The following is a 16,970-nucleotide window of genomic DNA, read 5'->3' as shown; positions in this document are numbered from 1 at the left end:
CTTTCAAGCATTGTTGTGTCCATCGTACTATACTTAAGAAGTACGTAACTCGATAAAAGGGGATGTTTGTATGATCGTTGTGACGAACCGGATCAAGGTCAAAAAAGGGATGGCGGCCGCACTTGCCCCACGTTTCACGCGTCCAAGCGGTCTCGACTCGATGGAAGGATTTGTTCGGGTCGAAGTGCTGTTGACGCAAGGACTCGAAGAACATGATGAAATGAACGTCAACATGTACTGGGAAGACATGAAACATTTTGAAGCGTGGCGCAACAGTGACGATTTCAAAGCGTCCCATAAACGGCCTGCCCAGACGGACGGCAAACAAGAAGAATCGCCGATGCTTGGAAGTGAAATCATCACGTATGAAGTCGCTTCTGTCAAAGAACGAATTTCTTGATCATCCATTTATACAACTGCCTTGCTTCCACTTTGGTCGCAAGGTTTTTTGATCCTTCAGACACCCCTTACTATATTGATATGGGTGTAAATTGTATGTAATACCATTATTTGTTATCATAAGTCCAATACAGAAAGAGAGAGGACTTATCATGCTGAATTCATTATCTATTTTTGAACGGGTCATTCGCGATTTACCGATTGATCGGTCCTTGACGCGCCAAGACTTGTGCGTGGATAGTTTCTTATTACAACAGGATCACGAGTTATCCGTTTATTACTCACCGATCGGAGAATACATCAATCGTTCTGCGAAGATCGTCTTCATCGGGATCACCCCCGGATTTGAACAGATGCGGATTGCCTATGAAGAAGCCGCCGACGCGTTTCACCATGGCGCGACCATCGAAGAGACTTCAAAGATTGTCAAATACAGCGCCAGTTTCGCTGGACCGATGCGGCGCAACCTGACCGTGATGCTGGATGAACTGGGTTTAAATCAGTTGCTTGAAATTCCTTCAACAGCTGCTTTATTCCATACCCATCAGGAACTGCTGCACATGACTTCCATCCTCAGACATCCGGTTTTTTACCGCGATAAAAACTATACGGGACATCAACCAAAGATTGACCGAAGCCCGTTATTGCAACACTATGCGTATGAACATTTTGCCGCTGAGCTGAATCAGTTACCCCATCCGGTCATCCTGGTCCCGTTCGGACGGGTCGTCGAGTCGACGGTCCGGACGTTGCTCCATCAAGGACGAATCAAGAAGCACACCGTATTGTTCGGCTTCCCCCACCCATCCGGTGCGAACGGACACCGGAAGCGGCAATTTGAAGAAAATAAGGATTATTTGATGAAGCAACTCGAGAAGTATTTTTATAAGCATTAAAAAAAACAAGCAAACTATCGTCTCAGTGTCACTACTGAAACCATTAGTTTGCTTGTTTGATTTATCTGCCGATATGAACAGAAGTAAATACGAATTTATCGTAACGATGCCGGGAAAAGGAGTATTCGAACGGTTTGCCATTTCCAAGAAAAACAACCTGTTCCACTTCAATGACCGGATCGGTTTCCTCGTTTCCCAAATATTCACGGTCCCACTGATTTGGCTTGTCGGCCCGAATCATTTTATGGGAACTTGTAATCGTATAACCAAGCACCTCTTGGATGTATTGATAAATTGAATTATCCAATATATCTTTTGTTAACCCTGTAATTAAAGAAGACGGCATAAACGTATGTTCAATCACGTAAGGTTCATGATCCACGTAACGGACACGTCGTATTTCATAAACCGGATCTGTTTTTTCGATCATTAGATGCCGTGCGACTTCCGGCTCGGGGAACCGCACTTCAAATTGTAAAACTTCGCTTTTGACTGCCCGTTCGCCGAGTACTTTTGTTAACCCTTGTGATTCTTTATTTAGGACGTTGATTCTTCCTTGCGAAAAACTAGACGGCAGGATAAAGGTTCCTTGTCCGCGTTGTCGATAAATGATTCCTTCTAGTACAAGAATTTCAAGCGCACGTTTCATGGTCATACGGCTTACTTCAAATTCTTTTGCCAGTTGAATCTCATCAGGCATGGCCTCTTCAACATCATATCCTCCATTAAGAATTCTTTTCCGAAGTTCATCTGCAATTTTTTCATACTTCGGTTGTTTTTTTGTAGACATGATATCACCCCATGTATAGACATATATCAATAATATAACAAAAAAAGATAATCAAGGCTAGAGATGCCTTGATTACCTTTCGGGTCATTTTTCAAAACCTTGATCTTCAATTAACTGTTTAAACCAATATCCACTCTTCTTGACTGTTCTTGTTTGATTTTCCAGATCCACTCCGACGAATCCATAACGATTTTTATATGCGTTGCTCCATGACCAATTATCCATGAACGTCCATAGATGATACCCTTTGACGTTTGCTCCTTCTTCTAACGCCAAATGAAGCCACTTCAAATGCTCTGCTATGAAGTTAATCCGGTAATCATCTTGGATACTTCCTTCTGCATCCCGGTACTGCTCTTCCCCTTCAACTCCCATCCCATTTTCAGAAATGAAGCATTCCACATTGCCATAATTTTTTCGTAAATTCGTTAAAATATCATAAATTCCTTTTTCATAGATTTCCCAGCCGCGGTAACGATTCATTTTTCGTCCCGGCATTTCATAATAATCGAAGAGATGTTCCGGCATAAACGGTGCAGACGGATTCGGGAGATGTTCCTTCACTTTGACACGTCTCGGTTGATAATAATTAATGCCGAGTACATCTACCGTATAAGTCGCAATCGTTTGCAGATCCCCTTCTTCAACATGCGGTAATGCTTTTTGCGTTTTTAATAAGTCGACTAATTCATCCGGGAATGTACCGAGAACGGACGGGTCCAAGAATGAACGATTAAAGAGAATATCTGCCAGATGAGCGGCTTGCAGATCAGCCGGATTCTGACTTCTTGGATAAGAAGGTGTCAGGTTCAAGATGATGCCGATTTTTCCTTTTAAATCAGATGCTTTATACGCTTTAATGGCTAATGCACTTGATAAAATTGAATGGTAAGCGACCTGCACAGCCCGTTTGAAATCAACGACGTTCGGATAATGGAAATCGTAGAGATACCCACCTTCTACAGGAACGATCGGCTCATTATGGGTGAACCATTTCGTAACCCGATCACCGAATAATTCAAAACATGTTTTGGCATACTCCACATAACTCGTGACGACTTCACGATTTTCCCAACCGCCTTTTTGCTGCAATTGCAACGGCATATCGAAATGATACAGATTGACGAAGGGTTCAATTCCAGCATCAATCAGTTCATTGATGACACGATTGTAAAAATTGACTGCCAGCGGATTAATGTCCCCCTCTCCTGTCGGAAAAAGCCGTGACCAGGAAATCGAAATCCGAAATGAGTTATGTCCCAACGCTTTCATCAAGGCGATGTCTTCTTCATACTGATGATAAAAATTTGATGCGACTGTCGCACTCACACCATCAAAAAAGCGATTCGGTTCTTGCTCGTACCAATAATCCCAGATGTTTGGTCCTTTTCCGTCTTCATAAGCAGCACCTTCCATTTGTGTCGCCGACGCGGCAGTCCCCCACCAAAAGTCGCTTGGAAAAGTGTAATGTTTTGTCTGAGTCATCATGTTTTCTGTCTGGTTCATCGCATCCACGTCCTATCTATAAGTTTTCACTCAACCGATCTGTTCGTTTTTCTCTTTAATCGAATCTGCTTCCTCACGTTCCTTTTTCAAGTTCAAGCGATCAATGAACACGAGGAATGGGAACCAAACTGCCATGATGATTGCGAAGTTGACGAGCTGTAATAAACCGCCTGCCAGAGAATTCGTTGCCATCATGCCGCTGATGAACATCGGCACCGTCCAAGGAACAGCGACCCCCGTCGGAGGCGGCACAAGACCGGATGACATGGCAAAATAAGTGACGGTCACAGTAATTAAAGGCGCGACAATCCACGGAATCATGATCAAAGGATTCATGACGATCGGAAGACCAAAGATCATCGGTTCGTTTACGTTAAAGACACCTGGTCCAATCGAAAGCTTTCCGATTTGTTTTAATTGTTTGGAACGCATAAATAATAGAATCGCAACAACAACTGCCAGCGTCGAACCGGATCCACCGATCCCCACCGTATAGATTTCGATGAACTGTTTACTGATGATGTTCGGAAGTTCTCCATTCGCAGTGTACGCGTTGAGGTTTTCTAAAGATAACGTATTCCAAATAGGATCCATGACCGAATTGACGATGACTTGTCCGTGTAAACCGAAGAACCAAAACAATTGAACAAAGAAAATCGCAATCAATGTCGGGACGAGTCCATTCCCTAAATTGACAAGTGGTTTTTGAACGAGGTTAAAGATGAGATCGTGTAAATTGGTATTTAAAAGAGAGGTGACGGCGATATTGATTCCGAGGAAAATCGTAAGTGTCAACAATGCTGGAACGAGCGCTGAAAAAGACTTGGCAACGGCTGTCGGAACACCGGCCGGCATTTTGATTGTCCAGTTTTTTTGAACGACGAACCGATAAATTTCTCCTGCTAAAAATCCGGTGATCATGGCAAGAAACATTCCTTTAGCCCCTAGACGATCTAATGGAATGACGTTTCCAACAGGATCGGCGACGTTCTCTACTGCGACAAAAAAAGGAGTGAGTAATAAAAAGGAAACAAGGGCGATGACTCCACCGAATACGGCTTCTACGTCATAACTTTTTGAAAGATAATAGCCGATTCCAAAGACAACAAACAATGACATGATTCCCATGGTCGCCGATGGTGCATTTCCAAGAGAGGTCTTGAATGCATCGAGTACACCGGGTGACATGAATTTATCGAGAAACGGTAGATTCGCCACGACGACGACCAAAGAACCAAACATCGTAATCGGAAAAGCAAGCATGAATGCATCGCGTAACGTCTGCAGGTAACGACTGTTATTTAAAAATGCCGCCATCGGCATCAAGAAACGACTCAACAGATCAAACCACTTACTATTCTCAGTCATTTCGAACACTCCTTTTTATTTTTTAGAAAACTTGTGTTCCATCAATTCAATGAGTCCGGATGTTAAATCAAGCATGGTTTGTGTCGACATCAAATGATCCTCTGCATGCAACAACAAAAGTGACAGTGTCGTCGGTTCGCCGTTTGCTTCTTTTTGAACTTGCCCAAAGTGAACCTGGTGCGCTTCTTGCAACTGGGCACGCGCATCTGATAACAAATGCTCGAATTCTTCAAACGACCCGTCTTTATAAATTTCAATCGCTTCCCGAATCGTACTTCTTGCATTTCCGCTGTGCAAAATCATCATGAAGGCCACTTGCTCCATCGTCTGTTCGTTAGTTGGCATATCATTCACCCCATCAATTTTACGGCTTGTTCGTAGGCCGCTTTCCCGTCAGCCATTCCGTACGCCATCATGTCAATGACTTCGACCGGCTTATCTGTTGCTTGTTGAAACTTTGATAATAAAAAGCGCATCTGTGGTCCAATCAAAATGACATCTGCTCCTTCGATTTCTTTCATCGCTTGATCTTGACCCACCGCCCAAATCTTTGCTTCTTCTCCGATTCCTTTTGCATGTTCCTGCATTTTTGTCACAAGAATACTCGTCGACATCCCTGAGCTGCACGCTAACATGATTTTTTTCATTCCAAACATCCTCTCTGATTTGAAATCGCTTACAACTTTGATTATACGGATTTATCCTTTCATGTCTATACTTGATAATTATTTTGTTTATTTTTATTTTTTAAAAGTGTAGAGTTGTTTTTGATAACAGATCAAAGGAGGAGTATGCATGAACGAGCCGATTGTTTTCAAACCCCTTACAAAAGAACGTATTTGGGGTGGTCAGCAGCTTAAACAGCATGGTTTTGTCATATCAGATGATCAAAAAACAGGAGAAGCTTGGACACTTTCTAGTCATGAAAATGGAGTGACCCTGGTTCAATGCGGTCAATTTTCCGGGTTTTCTTTAAAGGAATTGTGGTCAAATCACCCTGAAATTTTCGGGATGGACACTTCTTCCGAGTTCCCGTTATTGATGAAATGGATTGATGCATCCAGTCATTTATCCGTACAGGTTCATCCGAACGATACAGATGCCCAACGCCTTGAACAGCAGCCATTCGGAAAAAATGAGTGTTGGTACATCGTCGATTGTCCCAAGGATGCATCCATTATTTATGGTCACACGTTTCAATCACAAGCTGAATTTGATCAGGCGTTAGAGGAAGGAATCCTCCAGCACTATCTTCAATATGTGCCTGTTTCCAAAGGCGATTTTCTCTACGTTCCGGCAGGGACCGTTCATGCCTTGACCAAGGGATGCGTCGTACTCGAAATTCAGCAAAATTCGGATACGACTTATCGGTTATATGATTATGACCGCCTTGACTCTGCAGGTGTTCCGCGGCCACTCCATTTGGAACAGGCTCGGCAAGTCATTCAGTTTCCGCATTTTCACTACCATGAACCTCCTGTACAGCTTTCTCCGTTTCAAAAATCATTGACTCATACCCCTTACTTTTTTGTAGAAGAATGGACCGTTCGAGATCGTCATACGATTCCGGCACGTTCCTTTTTCCAAGTCATCACCGTAATCGAAGGAACGATTCGTCTGAACCATGATCAGTTCACAGCAGGTGCAACCATTCTTTTGCCCGCACAGACAGAACAGAAGATTTCAGGGAACGGTCTTGTGTTGTTGACCGGTCCTTCTTCTCACACGAAACGCCCCTTGCAAATTGGTGTAGATTTAGGAGGAACACAAACGCGTGTCGCCGCCATCGATCAAGAAACAGTGGTCAAACAACTTTCTTTTCCGACTCATCCTTCAGCAGGCCCGGCGAATACAATCAATCAACTCAAGTACGCCATTCAACTGTTCAAACAGGAATTTGACATCACAAGAATCGGAATCGCTGCACCCGGTCCACTGGATGCCAAAACAGGGTGCCTCCTCTCGCCTCCCAACCTTCCGGGTTGGACACGCGTCAACCTGACAGCACCTTTACACTCTGCATTTGATGTCCCTGTATCTCTTGAAAATGACGCCAATGCAGCCGCATTTGGCGAAGCACTTTTTGGTGCCGGGAAAAACTTCTCCTCGGTTTATTACGTGACTGTCAGCACAGGAATCGGCGGTGGTTACGTTTATGAAAAACAATTGATTCGGGGCGCCAATGGATGTGCGGGTGAAATCGGTAATACCATCATTGAGTTCTCCGGTTCTCCACATCCTGTACTGAATACAGGTTCGCTCGAAGGCTTAGCGAGTGGAACCGCGCTTCAGTTACGGGCACGTGAGAAACAAACATCCTCGATTGTCACATTATTAGAAGATCAGGAGGAAAGAACCCGTTTCATCGCGTATTTAGCGACGGGTCTGGCTAATATCATTCATACGGTCGATCCGGACGTCATCGTCATCGGCGGGGGTGTTACAGGATCTGCTGATTTGTATTGGGAACAACTGTTAGCGGCTGTCAAAGAACGTGTTTATCCGTCACTTCGTCCTAACATCAACATTCGGTTGGCAACACTGCAGGGTCATGCCGGCGTAATTGGCGCCGCCCACCTGTAATGATTCCGTATAGTGGATGAATCCTCTCTTTTTTTATAAGCAAAAAATCCTACATGATAAAAAAACAGACTTGAAACTATTTTCTGAAATATGATAAGGTTTTCTTATGAAAAGAATATGACTATTCTATCGATGAGGTAGAGGCGCGGTCTTAATGAGTACTTGATCTGAGGATGACAACAATGACGATCAACGAAAGGTGATGCCGCCGAAGTATCGTCATGTGTCAGACGTGACGAAGCTGGTCGAATTGGGAAATACCCGTTCGATTGCCATACGTATGTTGTATGGAGCGCTCCAATTCGGCTAAGAAAGACGCATCCAGCAAGGGTGTCGGCTTTGTTGCCGGTGCCCTTGCTTTTTTTCTGTGCAACGGGTCTCATCTTCTAAAAAAGGAGGAGGAACCACAATCATGGTCAACTATTCAGATTCCATCGTCGCACTTGCGCCGGCGGTCATCGCCATCGTCTTGGCGATTGTTACACGAAAAGTCGTCATCTCACTCGGTGTCGGTATTTTAGTCGGAGCGTTATTGCTTCACAGCTTCAATCCGATCGATACCGTTGTTTATCTCGGGAAAAATATCTTCAGTCTGTTTTGGGCAGACGGGGCTTTAAATGAATGGAACGTCTTATTACTCGTCTTCTTACTGTTACTCGGTGTCTTGTCGACACTGATTCAAACATCAGGTGGTGCCCGTGCCTTCGGCGAATGGGCAACAACACACGTCAAGACGGCGCGTGGCGCCCGACTCGCCGCTTTCGGCTTAGGTATCTTAATCTTCATCGATGATTACTTTAACAGTCTTGCCGTCGGAAACGTCAGTCGACCGTTAACGGACCGCCGCGGTGTCTCACGGGCCAAACTGGCGTATATCATTGATTCAACTGCTGCACCGGTCTGTGTCATCAGTCCGTTATCCAGCTGGGGTGCCTTCATCATCTCGATCATCGCCGGGATCTTGACGACACATTCGATCACCGATTACTCAGCGTTCAGTGCCTTCATGATGATTGTGCCGTTAAACTTCTATGCCATCTTCGCTTTGTTGCTGACACTCTACATCGCCTATACGGGAATTGCCGTTGGACCGATGCGGACGCATGAATTGCGTGCTTTACAAGGTGAGTTGTTTGACGCCAACAAAGGTACTCCGATGGGAATGGCGGAAGAGGTCAAAGAGCACGATAATGGAAAAGTCCGTGACTTGGTCGTCCCGATTATCGTATTGGTCATCGCGACCGTCACAGCTCTTCTTTGGACGGGTGCTCAAGCGCTTGCCGCTGACGATCGTCCCTTTACATTGATTGGTGCCTTCGAATCAACGGACGTGACACGTTCTCTTGTTGCAGGTGTCGTCATCAGTTTAATCGTTGCCTTCTTGATGTTGATCGGTCGGAAGATTCCGGCACGTGATTACCGCATCAGCATTTGGGCAGGAATGAAATCGATGTGGCCGGCGGTCGTCATTCTATTGTTCGCTTGGACGATCATCGCTGTCATCGGCGACATGAAGACCGGGGATTACCTTGCCAGTTTCGTCAGCAAATCCATTCCCGCTTCTTATCTGCCGTTCCTGTTGTTCTTAATCGCGAGTATCATGGCATTCTCAACCGGAACAAGTTGGGGCACATTCGGTATCATGTTACCAATCGGTGCTGACCTCATCATGGCGGTTGAGCCGAGTCTGTTGTTGCCAACACTTGCAGCAGTCCTTGCCGGATCCGTCTTCGGTGACCACTGTTCACCGATTTCCGATACGACGATTCTCAGCTCGACCGGTGCCGGATCGCACCATATCGATCACGTCACGACACAATTACCGTACGCGTTGATCGGTGCCGCAACGTCGGCTGTCGGATACCTCGTGCTCGGTGTCACCGGTTCGTCTGTGTTCGGATTCATCGGTGCGCTTGTCGCCTTCTTGATCTTCCTCGTCATGTTAAACGTTCTTTCACGACGCGGTGAAGTCCCGTCGCAACTTCGTTCGGAATAACGGAAGTCTGTGAAACGATCATTCTATTCAAAAAGCCGGACCGATGATTACATCGGATCCGGCTTTTTGCTATGGCTTTTTTGTTCAGACCATCAACGCGCAGACTTCGTTCGCAAAGGCGACCGGATCTTCAATCGGCAATCCTTCGATCAATAACGCTTGTTGATACATCAGTTTAGTATACCGTTCGAATTTCGGACGATCCTCGGCATAAGCCGTCTCAATCGCTTGGAACACATCGTGCGACGTGTTCAATTCGAGGATTTTCACGGCTGCGACATCTTGGTTGTTCGGCATCGATTTGAGGATTTTCTCCATTTCGATTGAAACCGCACCATCCGTCGCGAAGCAGACCGGATGTGACTTCAAACGTGTTGAAGCTTTGACCTCTTTCACCTGTCCTGCCAGTACGTCCTGCATCGCTTTGAACATCTCGACTTGTGTCTCCGTCGCTTCGGCTTGATCCGTCTGCTCGATGCCGAGATCGCTGCTCGTGACGGACTTAAATTCTTTTCCGTCGTAATTGAGAAGCATCTGAATCGCAAACTCATCAATCTCTTCCGTGAAGTATAGGATATCGAATCCTTTGTCCTTGACGAGCTCCGACTGCGGCAATTTATCCAACCGGTCCGTGCTCTCCCCTGATGCATAATAGATGTACTTCTGGTCTTCCGGCATCGCGGCGACGTATTCTGCGAGCGTCACCAGTTTTTTCTCTTTTGCTGAATGGAACAGGACGAGGTCTTTCACCGTATCCTTTTGCATGCCGTAATCATTGTAGATACCGAACTTCAATTGACGGCCAAAGGCTTGATAAAACATCTCGTATTTCTCCCGGTCGTCGCGAAGCAATGCCTCGAGTTGTGTCTTGATTTTGCTTTGAATGTTTTTGGCGATCAACTTCAACTGGCGATCGTGCTGCAGCATTTCACGCGAGATGTTGAGCGACAAGTCTTCTGAATCAACCATCCCTTTGACGAAGCTGAAATGATCCGGCAACAGATCACTGCATTTTTCCATGATCAAGACGCCGTTCGCATACAGTTCCAGCCCTTTCTCGAACTCTTTTGAATAATAATCAAAGGAAGGCTGTTCTGGAATGAACAGGATCGATTGATAACGGACGGCTCCATCGGCACTGATGTGAATGTGTTTGATCGGCGCATCAAATCCGTAACGTTTTTCCTGATAGAAGTTACGGTAGTCTTCATCCGTCAGCTCCCGTTTGTTTTTCCGCCAGATCGGGACCATGCTGTTGACCGTTCTCATGACTGTGACCGTCTCTGTTTCATCTGATCCGTCGACCGGACGTTGTTCCGTTTCCTCCATCTCGATCGGATAACGGATGAAGTCCGAGTATTTCTTGACGATACTCCGCAGGCGGTGCGGTTCCAGGTATTCATCGTAGTTCTCTTCGTCTTCGTTGGCTTTGATATGGAGTGTGATATCTGTTCCGACGGTCTCTTTTTCGACCTCTTCGATCGTATACCCGTCGACTCCGTGTGACTCCCATTTATAAGCGACGTCACTGCCAAACGGTTTCGTGACGACCGTCACAGTATCGGCGACCATGAAGGCGGAATAAAAACCGACGCCGAACTGTCCGATGATATCATGACCGTCTTGTGATTCATTTTCTGCCTTAAAGGCGAGCGATCCGCTTTTGGCAATCGTTCCGAGGTTTTCTTCGAGCTCTTCTTTTGTCATTCCGATTCCTGTATCACGCAAAATCAGTTGACGTGTTTCAGGGTTCGGCTGAATCGTAATTTTGTAAGCATCCTTGTCGAACGTAATCGTCTCGTCCGTCAACGCTTTGTAGTAAATCTTATCCATTGCGTCACTGGCGTTCGAAATCAACTCACGTAAAAAGATTTCCTTGTGTGTGTAGATGGAATGAATCATCATTTCGAGCAATCGCTTGGATTCTGCTTTAAATTGTTTCGTTTCCATTTTCGATACCCCCATGTATTTTTTAGCACTCTATAAGACAGAGTGCTAATTCATTTCCATTATTACGGATACAAAAACGACTGTCAATCCTCCAATTCATCGAGTGCATCAAGTTTTTGCCGCACCTGCCGTCCGATATCACGCAGTCCTTTTGTCGAACCGTATGTTCCGTGACTCCGGCCCTTTTCGTCAGGACGACTGCCTAGACCAAGGAACTGTTCGCTTGGTTTAAAGTGAAGTCCGATGACCGGAATCCCGAATGCAGCGGAATAACCAAATTCGACGACGGCATCCGGATAATCGGTCAACGCGACGGGTTCTTGCCACGTGATGCTTGGATCCAGTTTCCGGAAACGGTCCGTATGCTCACGTCCGAGTAAAATGATGCCATGCAGGGAAAACAGCGGCAGCAGCTTTTTCAAAAAAGTTTGTCCAAAGTCCGTCTGTTCGAGATCTTGCCGCATCGAAATCGTCCCCATGTAGCGTCTGGTCGGGAACGGAAAAAAATCCGTATGGATGACCGAAAAAAGAGCGTCATCATAAAAGGACGCCCCAAATCCATTTAAGAATCCTTCCAGTTTTCCACCCTGTTCCTTTCCGAACCATGTCTTATAAACATCCGGTTGTTGGAAATAGTGATTAAACTTATGGATCGTTTGTTCAACGTGTTGCTCCGTTAGATAGGTCTCTAAAGACATATCCGGCTCAAGTAAAAAGAACGGACCCGTCGAATCAAAACGCATTGTTCCTTCCTTATTCAAAAATTGTCCGGCTGACGGATTCGTCGCAACCGTCAACCAGCTTTTCTTCGAGACGTCACCAAACCATAAGACGGGTGTCGTTCCCTCAATCAATTCGTTTCGCATCGGTCCACGTTCCAACTCCATTTGGTGCTGCACGGCTTCCGTCAATAATTTTTTTGCATGTTCCCGTTGCTCTGATGTCAGCGTTCTCATTCCTTTCGTTTTGCGCTTTCCTGTTTTCTGATGTTCCCGTTCCTCCAGAACGTTAGACACTTCGATGGGTTTAGCTCGATTCGCGGAGGGAATGTTTCATAAGGTAAAGCACAAAATCGGACATCACTTTTCAGGAGGAGATTTTTTATGAAACGACTTGAGAATAAAGTAGCAGTCATTACCGGATCGGCGACAGGAATCGGCCAGGCAACGGCACTCGTCTTTGCAGAACAGGGAGCGACCGTCGTCTGTGCGGATGTTGATCTGGAAAAAGCACAAGCAACCGTCAAACAGATTGAGCAGGCCGGTGGAAAAGCAGAAGCGGTTCATGTCGACGTCTCACAAGTCGACAGCGTAAAACAACTCGCAGACCATTTAGCGTCTACATACGGGACGGTTGATGTCCTGTTCAACAATGCCGGGATTGATCAGCAAGGCGGGAAAGTCCATGAATATCCGATCGAACTGTTTGACCAAATCATCGCCGTCGATTTACGGGGGACTTTCTTGACGAGTAAGTTTGTCATTCCATTGATGCTGAAAAACGGCGGATCAATCATCAACACGTCATCGATGTCAGGACGTGCGGCCGACTTGAATCGTTCCGGATATAACGCGGCAAAAGGCGGCATCGCCAACTTCACACGCGCAATGGCAATCGACTATGCCCGGGAAGGCATCCGCGTCAACTCGCTTTCGCCGGGAACAATCGAAACGCCGCTCATCGATACACTCGTCGGCGGAAAAGAAGAAGATCAAGGAAAGCAGTTCCGTGATGCCAATGCTTGGATCACACCACTCGGTCGCCTCGGTAAACCGCGTGAGATGGCAACGGTTGCCTTGTTCCTCGCTTCAGATGACAGTTCGTACGTTACGGGTGAAGACATCACGGCTGACGGCGGTATCATGGCCTATACGTGGCCGGGTGAAATGTTAATCGATGATAAATGGAAAACAGACGCGGAATAAGCGACGGTTTTTTCAGCACGGTTCCTACTTGTGGAGCCGTGCTTTTTTTGTTCATTTTTGAACGGTTTGACCCTAAGAAATTCGAGACGCTTAAATGTTTTGGGCATTAGTTTACCTCACTGAACTACTTTTGAACGGGAAAAGTAAAACAAAGGGGGAAAAACTATGCTTACAGAATCGATTACTTATTTACAACGTTGTTTACAAATTCCAAGCACCAATCCACTCGACGGGGAGGAGAACGTCGCCGCGTACGTCTATGATTTACTGACATCGAACGGAATCGAGACGGAATGGATCGAGGTGTCACCTAAACGGATTTGTCTCGTCGCAACGATCCAAGCCGGAGTTTCGGCCGTTCACCCAAAAACGATTGGCTTCTCGGGTCATCTGGATACCGTGCCTGTTCAACTCAGCGAGTGGACAAAGGATCCGTTCGGCGGCGAAATCGAGCAAGGACGCATCTACGGGCGTGGCGCCTCCGACATGAAATCCGGTGTCATGGCAATGGTCAGCATGATGCTTGAATTAAACCAACGGGATGACTTACCAAACCATCTGAAATTGTTGATCACATCCGACGAAGAAAACGGGATGACCGGGGCCCGTCATTTAACAGGACGTGGTGACGCAGATGATTTGGACGCTCTGTTGATCACGGAACCGACAAGCGGTTTTCTCGGGTACGCCCAAAAAGGAGTCGTCGGCGTGGAAGTATCGTGTGCGGGTAAAAGCGCTCACAGCTCTTCGCCCCAACTCGGTCAAAACGCCATCGATGATCTGTATCGTGTGATTCGAGAAATCAAATCCGACCGGTTTACGATCACCACTCACAGTCATCCGGAGCTCGGTCCGGTCGTCGCTTCCATCACGTCCATTACGGGCGGTGAAGGTCCAAACGTCATTCCGAGCCAAGCTGCATTTTATATGGACATCCGGACGATTCCCGGATTCGGACGGGAACAGGTCTTAGCCGCACTGGAAGAAATCAATCAACGTCTGCGTGAACAGGACGACAGCTTTTCGATGAAAGTCACTGTCATCAAAGAGATTCCGTCCTGTGAAACTGATTCCGAGGACCCGTTCTTGAATGTCGTCGCAACAACGATGGAATCCATTCGACGTCAGCCGACACGACGCGTCGCGATTCCTGGAGGAACAGACGGCGCCATGTTCAGTCAGGCCGCCCGAAGCTTCCCGATTGCCGTTGCTTCTTTCCACGATTTCCGGCTGGCGCACCAAATCGATGAGTCCATTCCTTTATCGGAATATGAAGAAACGATCGAGTTGTGCACGCGTTTAGCGCTCCATTCATATACCTAAAAAAATCCTCCATTCGTCTCTTACACGACGAATGGAGGATTTTTAAGTGTACACGCCGATCAAGCCAAGGGCTTGCCCAACATAACTTTGATCAGACTGTAATGTATGGTTTGATTCGTCAACGTGACGCCAGTCGATTCGAACATGCCCCAGCCGGTTGTAGTTCAATTCAAATATAAACCCAACGTTTTCAAAGGAAACGATTCCCGGAAACTGCTCATGAACAATCCGAAATTCATGGGCAAATCGGTCATATTCTTCAAACGATAACGTCATCTGATGGATTCTTTTATCCTGATGCCACACGTCGATTTGTAATGTAGCCAACGCTTGATTCACTTCGACGATGTGCCAATCAATCGTCTCGTCATATCCCGTAAATGAAATCACATGGTTCAACTAAATCACCTCTTTTTGAATGAATACCTGTTAGACAGGGAATGGTTTTGTAACGAATCGAAATGACCGTCGCCCACTCACGAAAGGAGTTTTCTTATGACTGATCAGCAAAAGACGTTACCGACGGATCAAAGCGTCGATGCCTTTTTGAGTACGATCACGCCAGTGTCAAAACGGACGGACTGTGAACAATTGCGACAGATTTTTGAAGAGATGACGGGTTATCCAGCCGTGATGTGGGGTGACACGATGATTGGATTCGGTCACTATCACTATCGGTATTCTTCCGGACATGAAGGCGACTCATTTCTTGTCGGATTCTCGCCCCGCAAAGCGAACATCAGCCTCTATTTCGCAACAGGTCCGGAGCGTGAGCAATTCCTCGCGCGTCTCGGCAAACACAAGACCGGAAAAAGCTGTGTCTATATTAATAAACTAGCAGATGTCGACCTGCTTGTCTTACGGGAGCTGATCGTTCACTCCGTCGCTTTTCTGGAGACGACGTATCCACGGTCTTGAACGCTCAAAAAACGTCCCTCCCTTCGCTGGTTTTGCGAAGGAAGGGACGTTTGCTGTTGGCATTAATGTCCGCTGTCTGTTGTATCGATATGACGAATGTGTTTGAGATTGACCCCGATGATGACGACAGACAATAAGACAAATGCACTCCCGACGTAAAACGGCAGGTTGGCATTAAAGATTTCAGCCAATTTACCGGCCATGAACGGTGCGATGGCTGCCCCGAGAAAACGTAAGAAACTGTATGCTGCCGATGCTGTCGAACGTTCGACCGGCGCTGCATCCATGACTGCTGTCGTAATCAAAGTGTTATTGTTCCCGAGCACAGCTCCGGCAAGAATGACACAGACGATGACGACTGCTGGTGTTTCGGTAAAGATCCCCATTAACAGTAACAAGACGGCGAATAAGAGAAGCATCAGTACCATCGCTTTGATCGTCCCGAGCCATTGTTTTAATTTTGGTGCTGTCAGGACGGACGTCAAGGCGAGCAACATCCCCCAACCGAGGAAGACAAACCCAAGCCCTTGTGCCGGCAGCTTCATGACGAACGGCGCATACGCCATGATCGTGAAGAATCCGACGTTATACAGGGCAGCAACGATTCCGAGTGTCAGTAATGACCGGTGTTTCATTGCCTGGAACGGTGCCAACAATGAAATCTTTTTCGGTGGTGTCGCCGTGGCAACTGGTTTTGGCATCAAGAACAACAAGACGAGGAACGCGATGACCATGATGGTCGCAACACCCATGAACGGTGCACGCCATGTAATCGAACCAAGTGTCCCGCCCAGCAACGGACCGATTGAAATCCCGAGACCGACCGCCGCTTCATATAAGATGATCGCTTTCGCCGTTCCGCCGGATGACAGGGAAACGATCGCGGCAAGTGCCGTCGCAACGAACAAGGCGTTCCCGAGTCCCCAACCGCCGCGTAAAGCGACGAGCGTCCAGATGCTGTCGGCTTGTGACGCGAAACCGGCGACGACCGCAATGACGGCGATCCCGAGCATCAATGTTCCTTTTTGACCGATCCGGGACGAAATCGCACCGGTGATCAGCATCGCAAACGCCATGACGGCGTTGTAACTCGTAAACAGCAATGTGACTTCACTTTTGGAAGCTTCTAGATTGTCGGCAATCGTTGGTAAGACCGGGTTGACAAGCCCCATCCCCATGAATGCCGTAATACTGGCAAAAAATACCGCCCAAACCGCAATCGGCTGATGCAGCAAACCTTGTTTGCTTTCCGCCAAGACTGTTTCAGGCGCAAGTGTCGTTGTTTTTTCAGCAAGAGCCATATGAATCCTTCTTTC

General features: G+C 46.7%; 16 protein-coding genes and 1 riboswitch. Of the genes, 7 read left to right on the top strand and 9 right to left on the bottom strand.

Features of this window, described 5'->3' with window-relative positions; genetic code table 11:
• The first annotated feature begins 70 nt into the window (after positions 1-70).
• Together D3D03_RS09455 and D3D03_RS09450 are read left to right on the top strand one after the other, a co-directional pair.
• Positions 71-400, top strand: a complete 330-nt coding sequence (locus tag D3D03_RS09455) for a heme oxygenase (protein ID WP_119923424.1) — start codon at positions 71-73, stop codon at positions 398-400.
• A 151-nt stretch (positions 401-551) separates the two neighbouring features.
• A complete protein-coding gene (locus tag D3D03_RS09450) occupies positions 552-1,295 on the top strand; it encodes a uracil-DNA glycosylase family protein (protein WP_119923423.1) in 744 nt (247 codons plus the stop codon).
• A 61-nt stretch (positions 1,296-1,356) separates the two neighbouring features.
• Here the strand turns inward: D3D03_RS09450 and D3D03_RS09445 are convergent, their stop codons facing one another.
• From D3D03_RS09445 to D3D03_RS09425, 5 genes are all read right to left on the bottom strand, one after another.
• Positions 1,357-2,085, bottom strand: coding sequence for a GntR family transcriptional regulator (locus tag D3D03_RS09445; RefSeq protein WP_026831650.1), 729 nt, complete (start codon positions 2,083-2,085; stop codon positions 1,357-1,359).
• 84 nt (positions 2,086-2,169) lie between these two features.
• Complete coding sequence (locus tag D3D03_RS09440) at positions 2,170-3,591, bottom strand: glycoside hydrolase family 1 protein (RefSeq protein ID WP_119923422.1); 1,422 nt, start codon at positions 3,589-3,591, stop codon at positions 2,170-2,172.
• 30 nt (positions 3,592-3,621) lie between these two features.
• Entirely contained in the window at positions 3,622-4,959 is a 1,338-nt protein-coding gene (celB, locus tag D3D03_RS09435) for a PTS cellobiose transporter subunit IIC (protein ID WP_119923421.1), read from the bottom strand.
• A 15-nt stretch (positions 4,960-4,974) separates the two neighbouring features.
• Positions 4,975-5,304 (bottom strand): PTS sugar transporter subunit IIA, encoded by a 330-nt coding sequence (locus D3D03_RS09430; RefSeq protein ID WP_035387549.1) that lies wholly within the window; start codon positions 5,302-5,304, stop codon positions 4,975-4,977.
• A 5-nt stretch (positions 5,305-5,309) separates the two neighbouring features.
• Positions 5,310-5,606: a PTS sugar transporter subunit IIB gene (locus D3D03_RS09425; protein ID WP_026831646.1), complete on the bottom strand. Its 297-nt coding sequence runs from the start codon at positions 5,604-5,606 to the stop codon at positions 5,310-5,312.
• 148 nt (positions 5,607-5,754) lie between these two features.
• Here D3D03_RS09425 and D3D03_RS09420 point away from each other — a divergent pair, with 148 nt between their 5' ends.
• The gene (locus tag D3D03_RS09420) at positions 5,755-7,542 is read left to right on the top strand and encodes a type I phosphomannose isomerase catalytic subunit (RefSeq protein ID WP_119923420.1); all 1,788 of its coding nucleotides are present in this window, start codon (positions 5,755-5,757) and stop codon (positions 7,540-7,542) included.
• Positions 7,543-7,672: 130 nt separating this feature from the next.
• Positions 7,673-7,848, top strand: a riboswitch (Lysine riboswitch).
• Positions 7,849-7,954: 106 nt separating this feature from the next.
• The gene (locus tag D3D03_RS09415) at positions 7,955-9,538 is read left to right on the top strand and encodes a Na+/H+ antiporter NhaC family protein (RefSeq protein WP_026831645.1); all 1,584 of its coding nucleotides are present in this window, start codon (positions 7,955-7,957) and stop codon (positions 9,536-9,538) included.
• Between the two features lie 84 nt (positions 9,539-9,622).
• On the opposite strand, the gene htpG is transcribed toward D3D03_RS09415, so the two are convergent.
• Positions 9,623-11,488 (bottom strand): molecular chaperone HtpG, encoded by a 1,866-nt coding sequence (gene htpG, locus D3D03_RS09410; protein ID WP_119923419.1) that lies wholly within the window; start codon positions 11,486-11,488, stop codon positions 9,623-9,625.
• Positions 11,489-11,571: 83 nt separating this feature from the next.
• Positions 11,572-12,444, bottom strand: a complete 873-nt coding sequence (locus tag D3D03_RS09405) for a hypothetical protein (RefSeq protein WP_119923418.1) — start codon at positions 12,442-12,444, stop codon at positions 11,572-11,574.
• 147 nt (positions 12,445-12,591) lie between these two features.
• Between D3D03_RS09405 and D3D03_RS09400 the strand changes: the two genes are divergently transcribed.
• Positions 12,592-13,413, top strand: a complete 822-nt coding sequence (locus D3D03_RS09400) for an SDR family oxidoreductase (RefSeq protein ID WP_026831642.1) — start codon at positions 12,592-12,594, stop codon at positions 13,411-13,413.
• Positions 13,414-13,578: 165 nt separating this feature from the next.
• Entirely contained in the window at positions 13,579-14,736 is a 1,158-nt protein-coding gene (locus tag D3D03_RS09395; RefSeq protein WP_119923417.1) for an ArgE/DapE family deacylase, read from the top strand.
• Between the two features lie 42 nt (positions 14,737-14,778).
• Here the strand turns inward: D3D03_RS09395 and D3D03_RS09390 are convergent, their stop codons facing one another.
• The gene (locus D3D03_RS09390; protein ID WP_233550686.1) at positions 14,779-15,126 is read right to left on the bottom strand and encodes a hypothetical protein; all 348 of its coding nucleotides are present in this window, start codon (positions 15,124-15,126) and stop codon (positions 14,779-14,781) included.
• A gap of 105 nt (positions 15,127-15,231) precedes the next feature.
• Here D3D03_RS09390 and D3D03_RS09385 point away from each other — a divergent pair, with 105 nt between their 5' ends.
• The gene (locus D3D03_RS09385) at positions 15,232-15,654 is read left to right on the top strand and encodes a DUF1801 domain-containing protein (protein WP_026831639.1); all 423 of its coding nucleotides are present in this window, start codon (positions 15,232-15,234) and stop codon (positions 15,652-15,654) included.
• Between the two features lie 62 nt (positions 15,655-15,716).
• Here D3D03_RS09385 and D3D03_RS09380 read toward each other — a convergent pair whose 3' ends face one another.
• The gene (locus tag D3D03_RS09380) at positions 15,717-16,955 is read right to left on the bottom strand and encodes an MFS transporter (protein WP_026831638.1); all 1,239 of its coding nucleotides are present in this window, start codon (positions 16,953-16,955) and stop codon (positions 15,717-15,719) included.
• Positions 16,956-16,970 lie beyond the last annotated feature (15 nt).

The organism is Exiguobacterium sp. RIT452, assembly GCF_003598705.1.
GTDB classification, from domain to species: domain Bacteria; phylum Bacillota; class Bacilli; order Exiguobacteriales; family Exiguobacteriaceae; genus Exiguobacterium_A; species Exiguobacterium_A undae.
Note: the sequence above shows the minus strand (reverse complement) of the source record. Positions and strands in the feature narration are given on the sequence as shown.

What these genes read in the sequence shown, in the direction of transcription:
- D3D03_RS09455 (WP_119923424.1), top strand. Translation starts at nt 71, where the DNA reads ATGATCGTTGTGACGAACCGGATCAAGGTCAAAAAAGGGATGGCGGCC.
- D3D03_RS09450 (WP_119923423.1), top strand. Translation starts at nt 552, where the DNA reads ATGCTGAATTCATTATCTATTTTTGAACGGGTCATTCGCGATTTACCG.
- D3D03_RS09445 (WP_026831650.1), bottom strand. Translation starts at nt 2,085, where the DNA reads ATGTCTACAAAAAAACAACCGAAGTATGAAAAAATTGCAGATGAACTT.
- D3D03_RS09440 (WP_119923422.1), bottom strand. Translation starts at nt 3,591, where the DNA reads ATGAACCAGACAGAAAACATGATGACTCAGACAAAACATTACACTTTT.
- celB (WP_119923421.1), bottom strand. Translation starts at nt 4,959, where the DNA reads ATGACTGAGAATAGTAAGTGGTTTGATCTGTTGAGTCGTTTCTTGATG.
- D3D03_RS09430 (WP_035387549.1), bottom strand. Translation starts at nt 5,304, where the DNA reads ATGCCAACTAACGAACAGACGATGGAGCAAGTGGCCTTCATGATGATT.
- D3D03_RS09425 (WP_026831646.1), bottom strand. Translation starts at nt 5,606, where the DNA reads ATGAAAAAAATCATGTTAGCGTGCAGCTCAGGGATGTCGACGAGTATT.
- D3D03_RS09420 (WP_119923420.1), top strand. Translation starts at nt 5,755, where the DNA reads ATGAACGAGCCGATTGTTTTCAAACCCCTTACAAAAGAACGTATTTGG.
- D3D03_RS09415 (WP_026831645.1), top strand. Translation starts at nt 7,955, where the DNA reads ATGGTCAACTATTCAGATTCCATCGTCGCACTTGCGCCGGCGGTCATC.
- htpG (WP_119923419.1), bottom strand. Translation starts at nt 11,488, where the DNA reads ATGGAAACGAAACAATTTAAAGCAGAATCCAAGCGATTGCTCGAAATG.
- D3D03_RS09405 (WP_119923418.1), bottom strand. Translation starts at nt 12,444, where the DNA reads ATGAGAACGCTGACATCAGAGCAACGGGAACATGCAAAAAAATTATTG.
- D3D03_RS09400 (WP_026831642.1), top strand. Translation starts at nt 12,592, where the DNA reads ATGAAACGACTTGAGAATAAAGTAGCAGTCATTACCGGATCGGCGACA.
- D3D03_RS09395 (WP_119923417.1), top strand. Translation starts at nt 13,579, where the DNA reads ATGCTTACAGAATCGATTACTTATTTACAACGTTGTTTACAAATTCCA.
- D3D03_RS09385 (WP_026831639.1), top strand. Translation starts at nt 15,232, where the DNA reads ATGACTGATCAGCAAAAGACGTTACCGACGGATCAAAGCGTCGATGCC.
- D3D03_RS09380 (WP_026831638.1), bottom strand. Translation starts at nt 16,955, where the DNA reads ATGGCTCTTGCTGAAAAAACAACGACACTTGCGCCTGAAACAGTCTTG.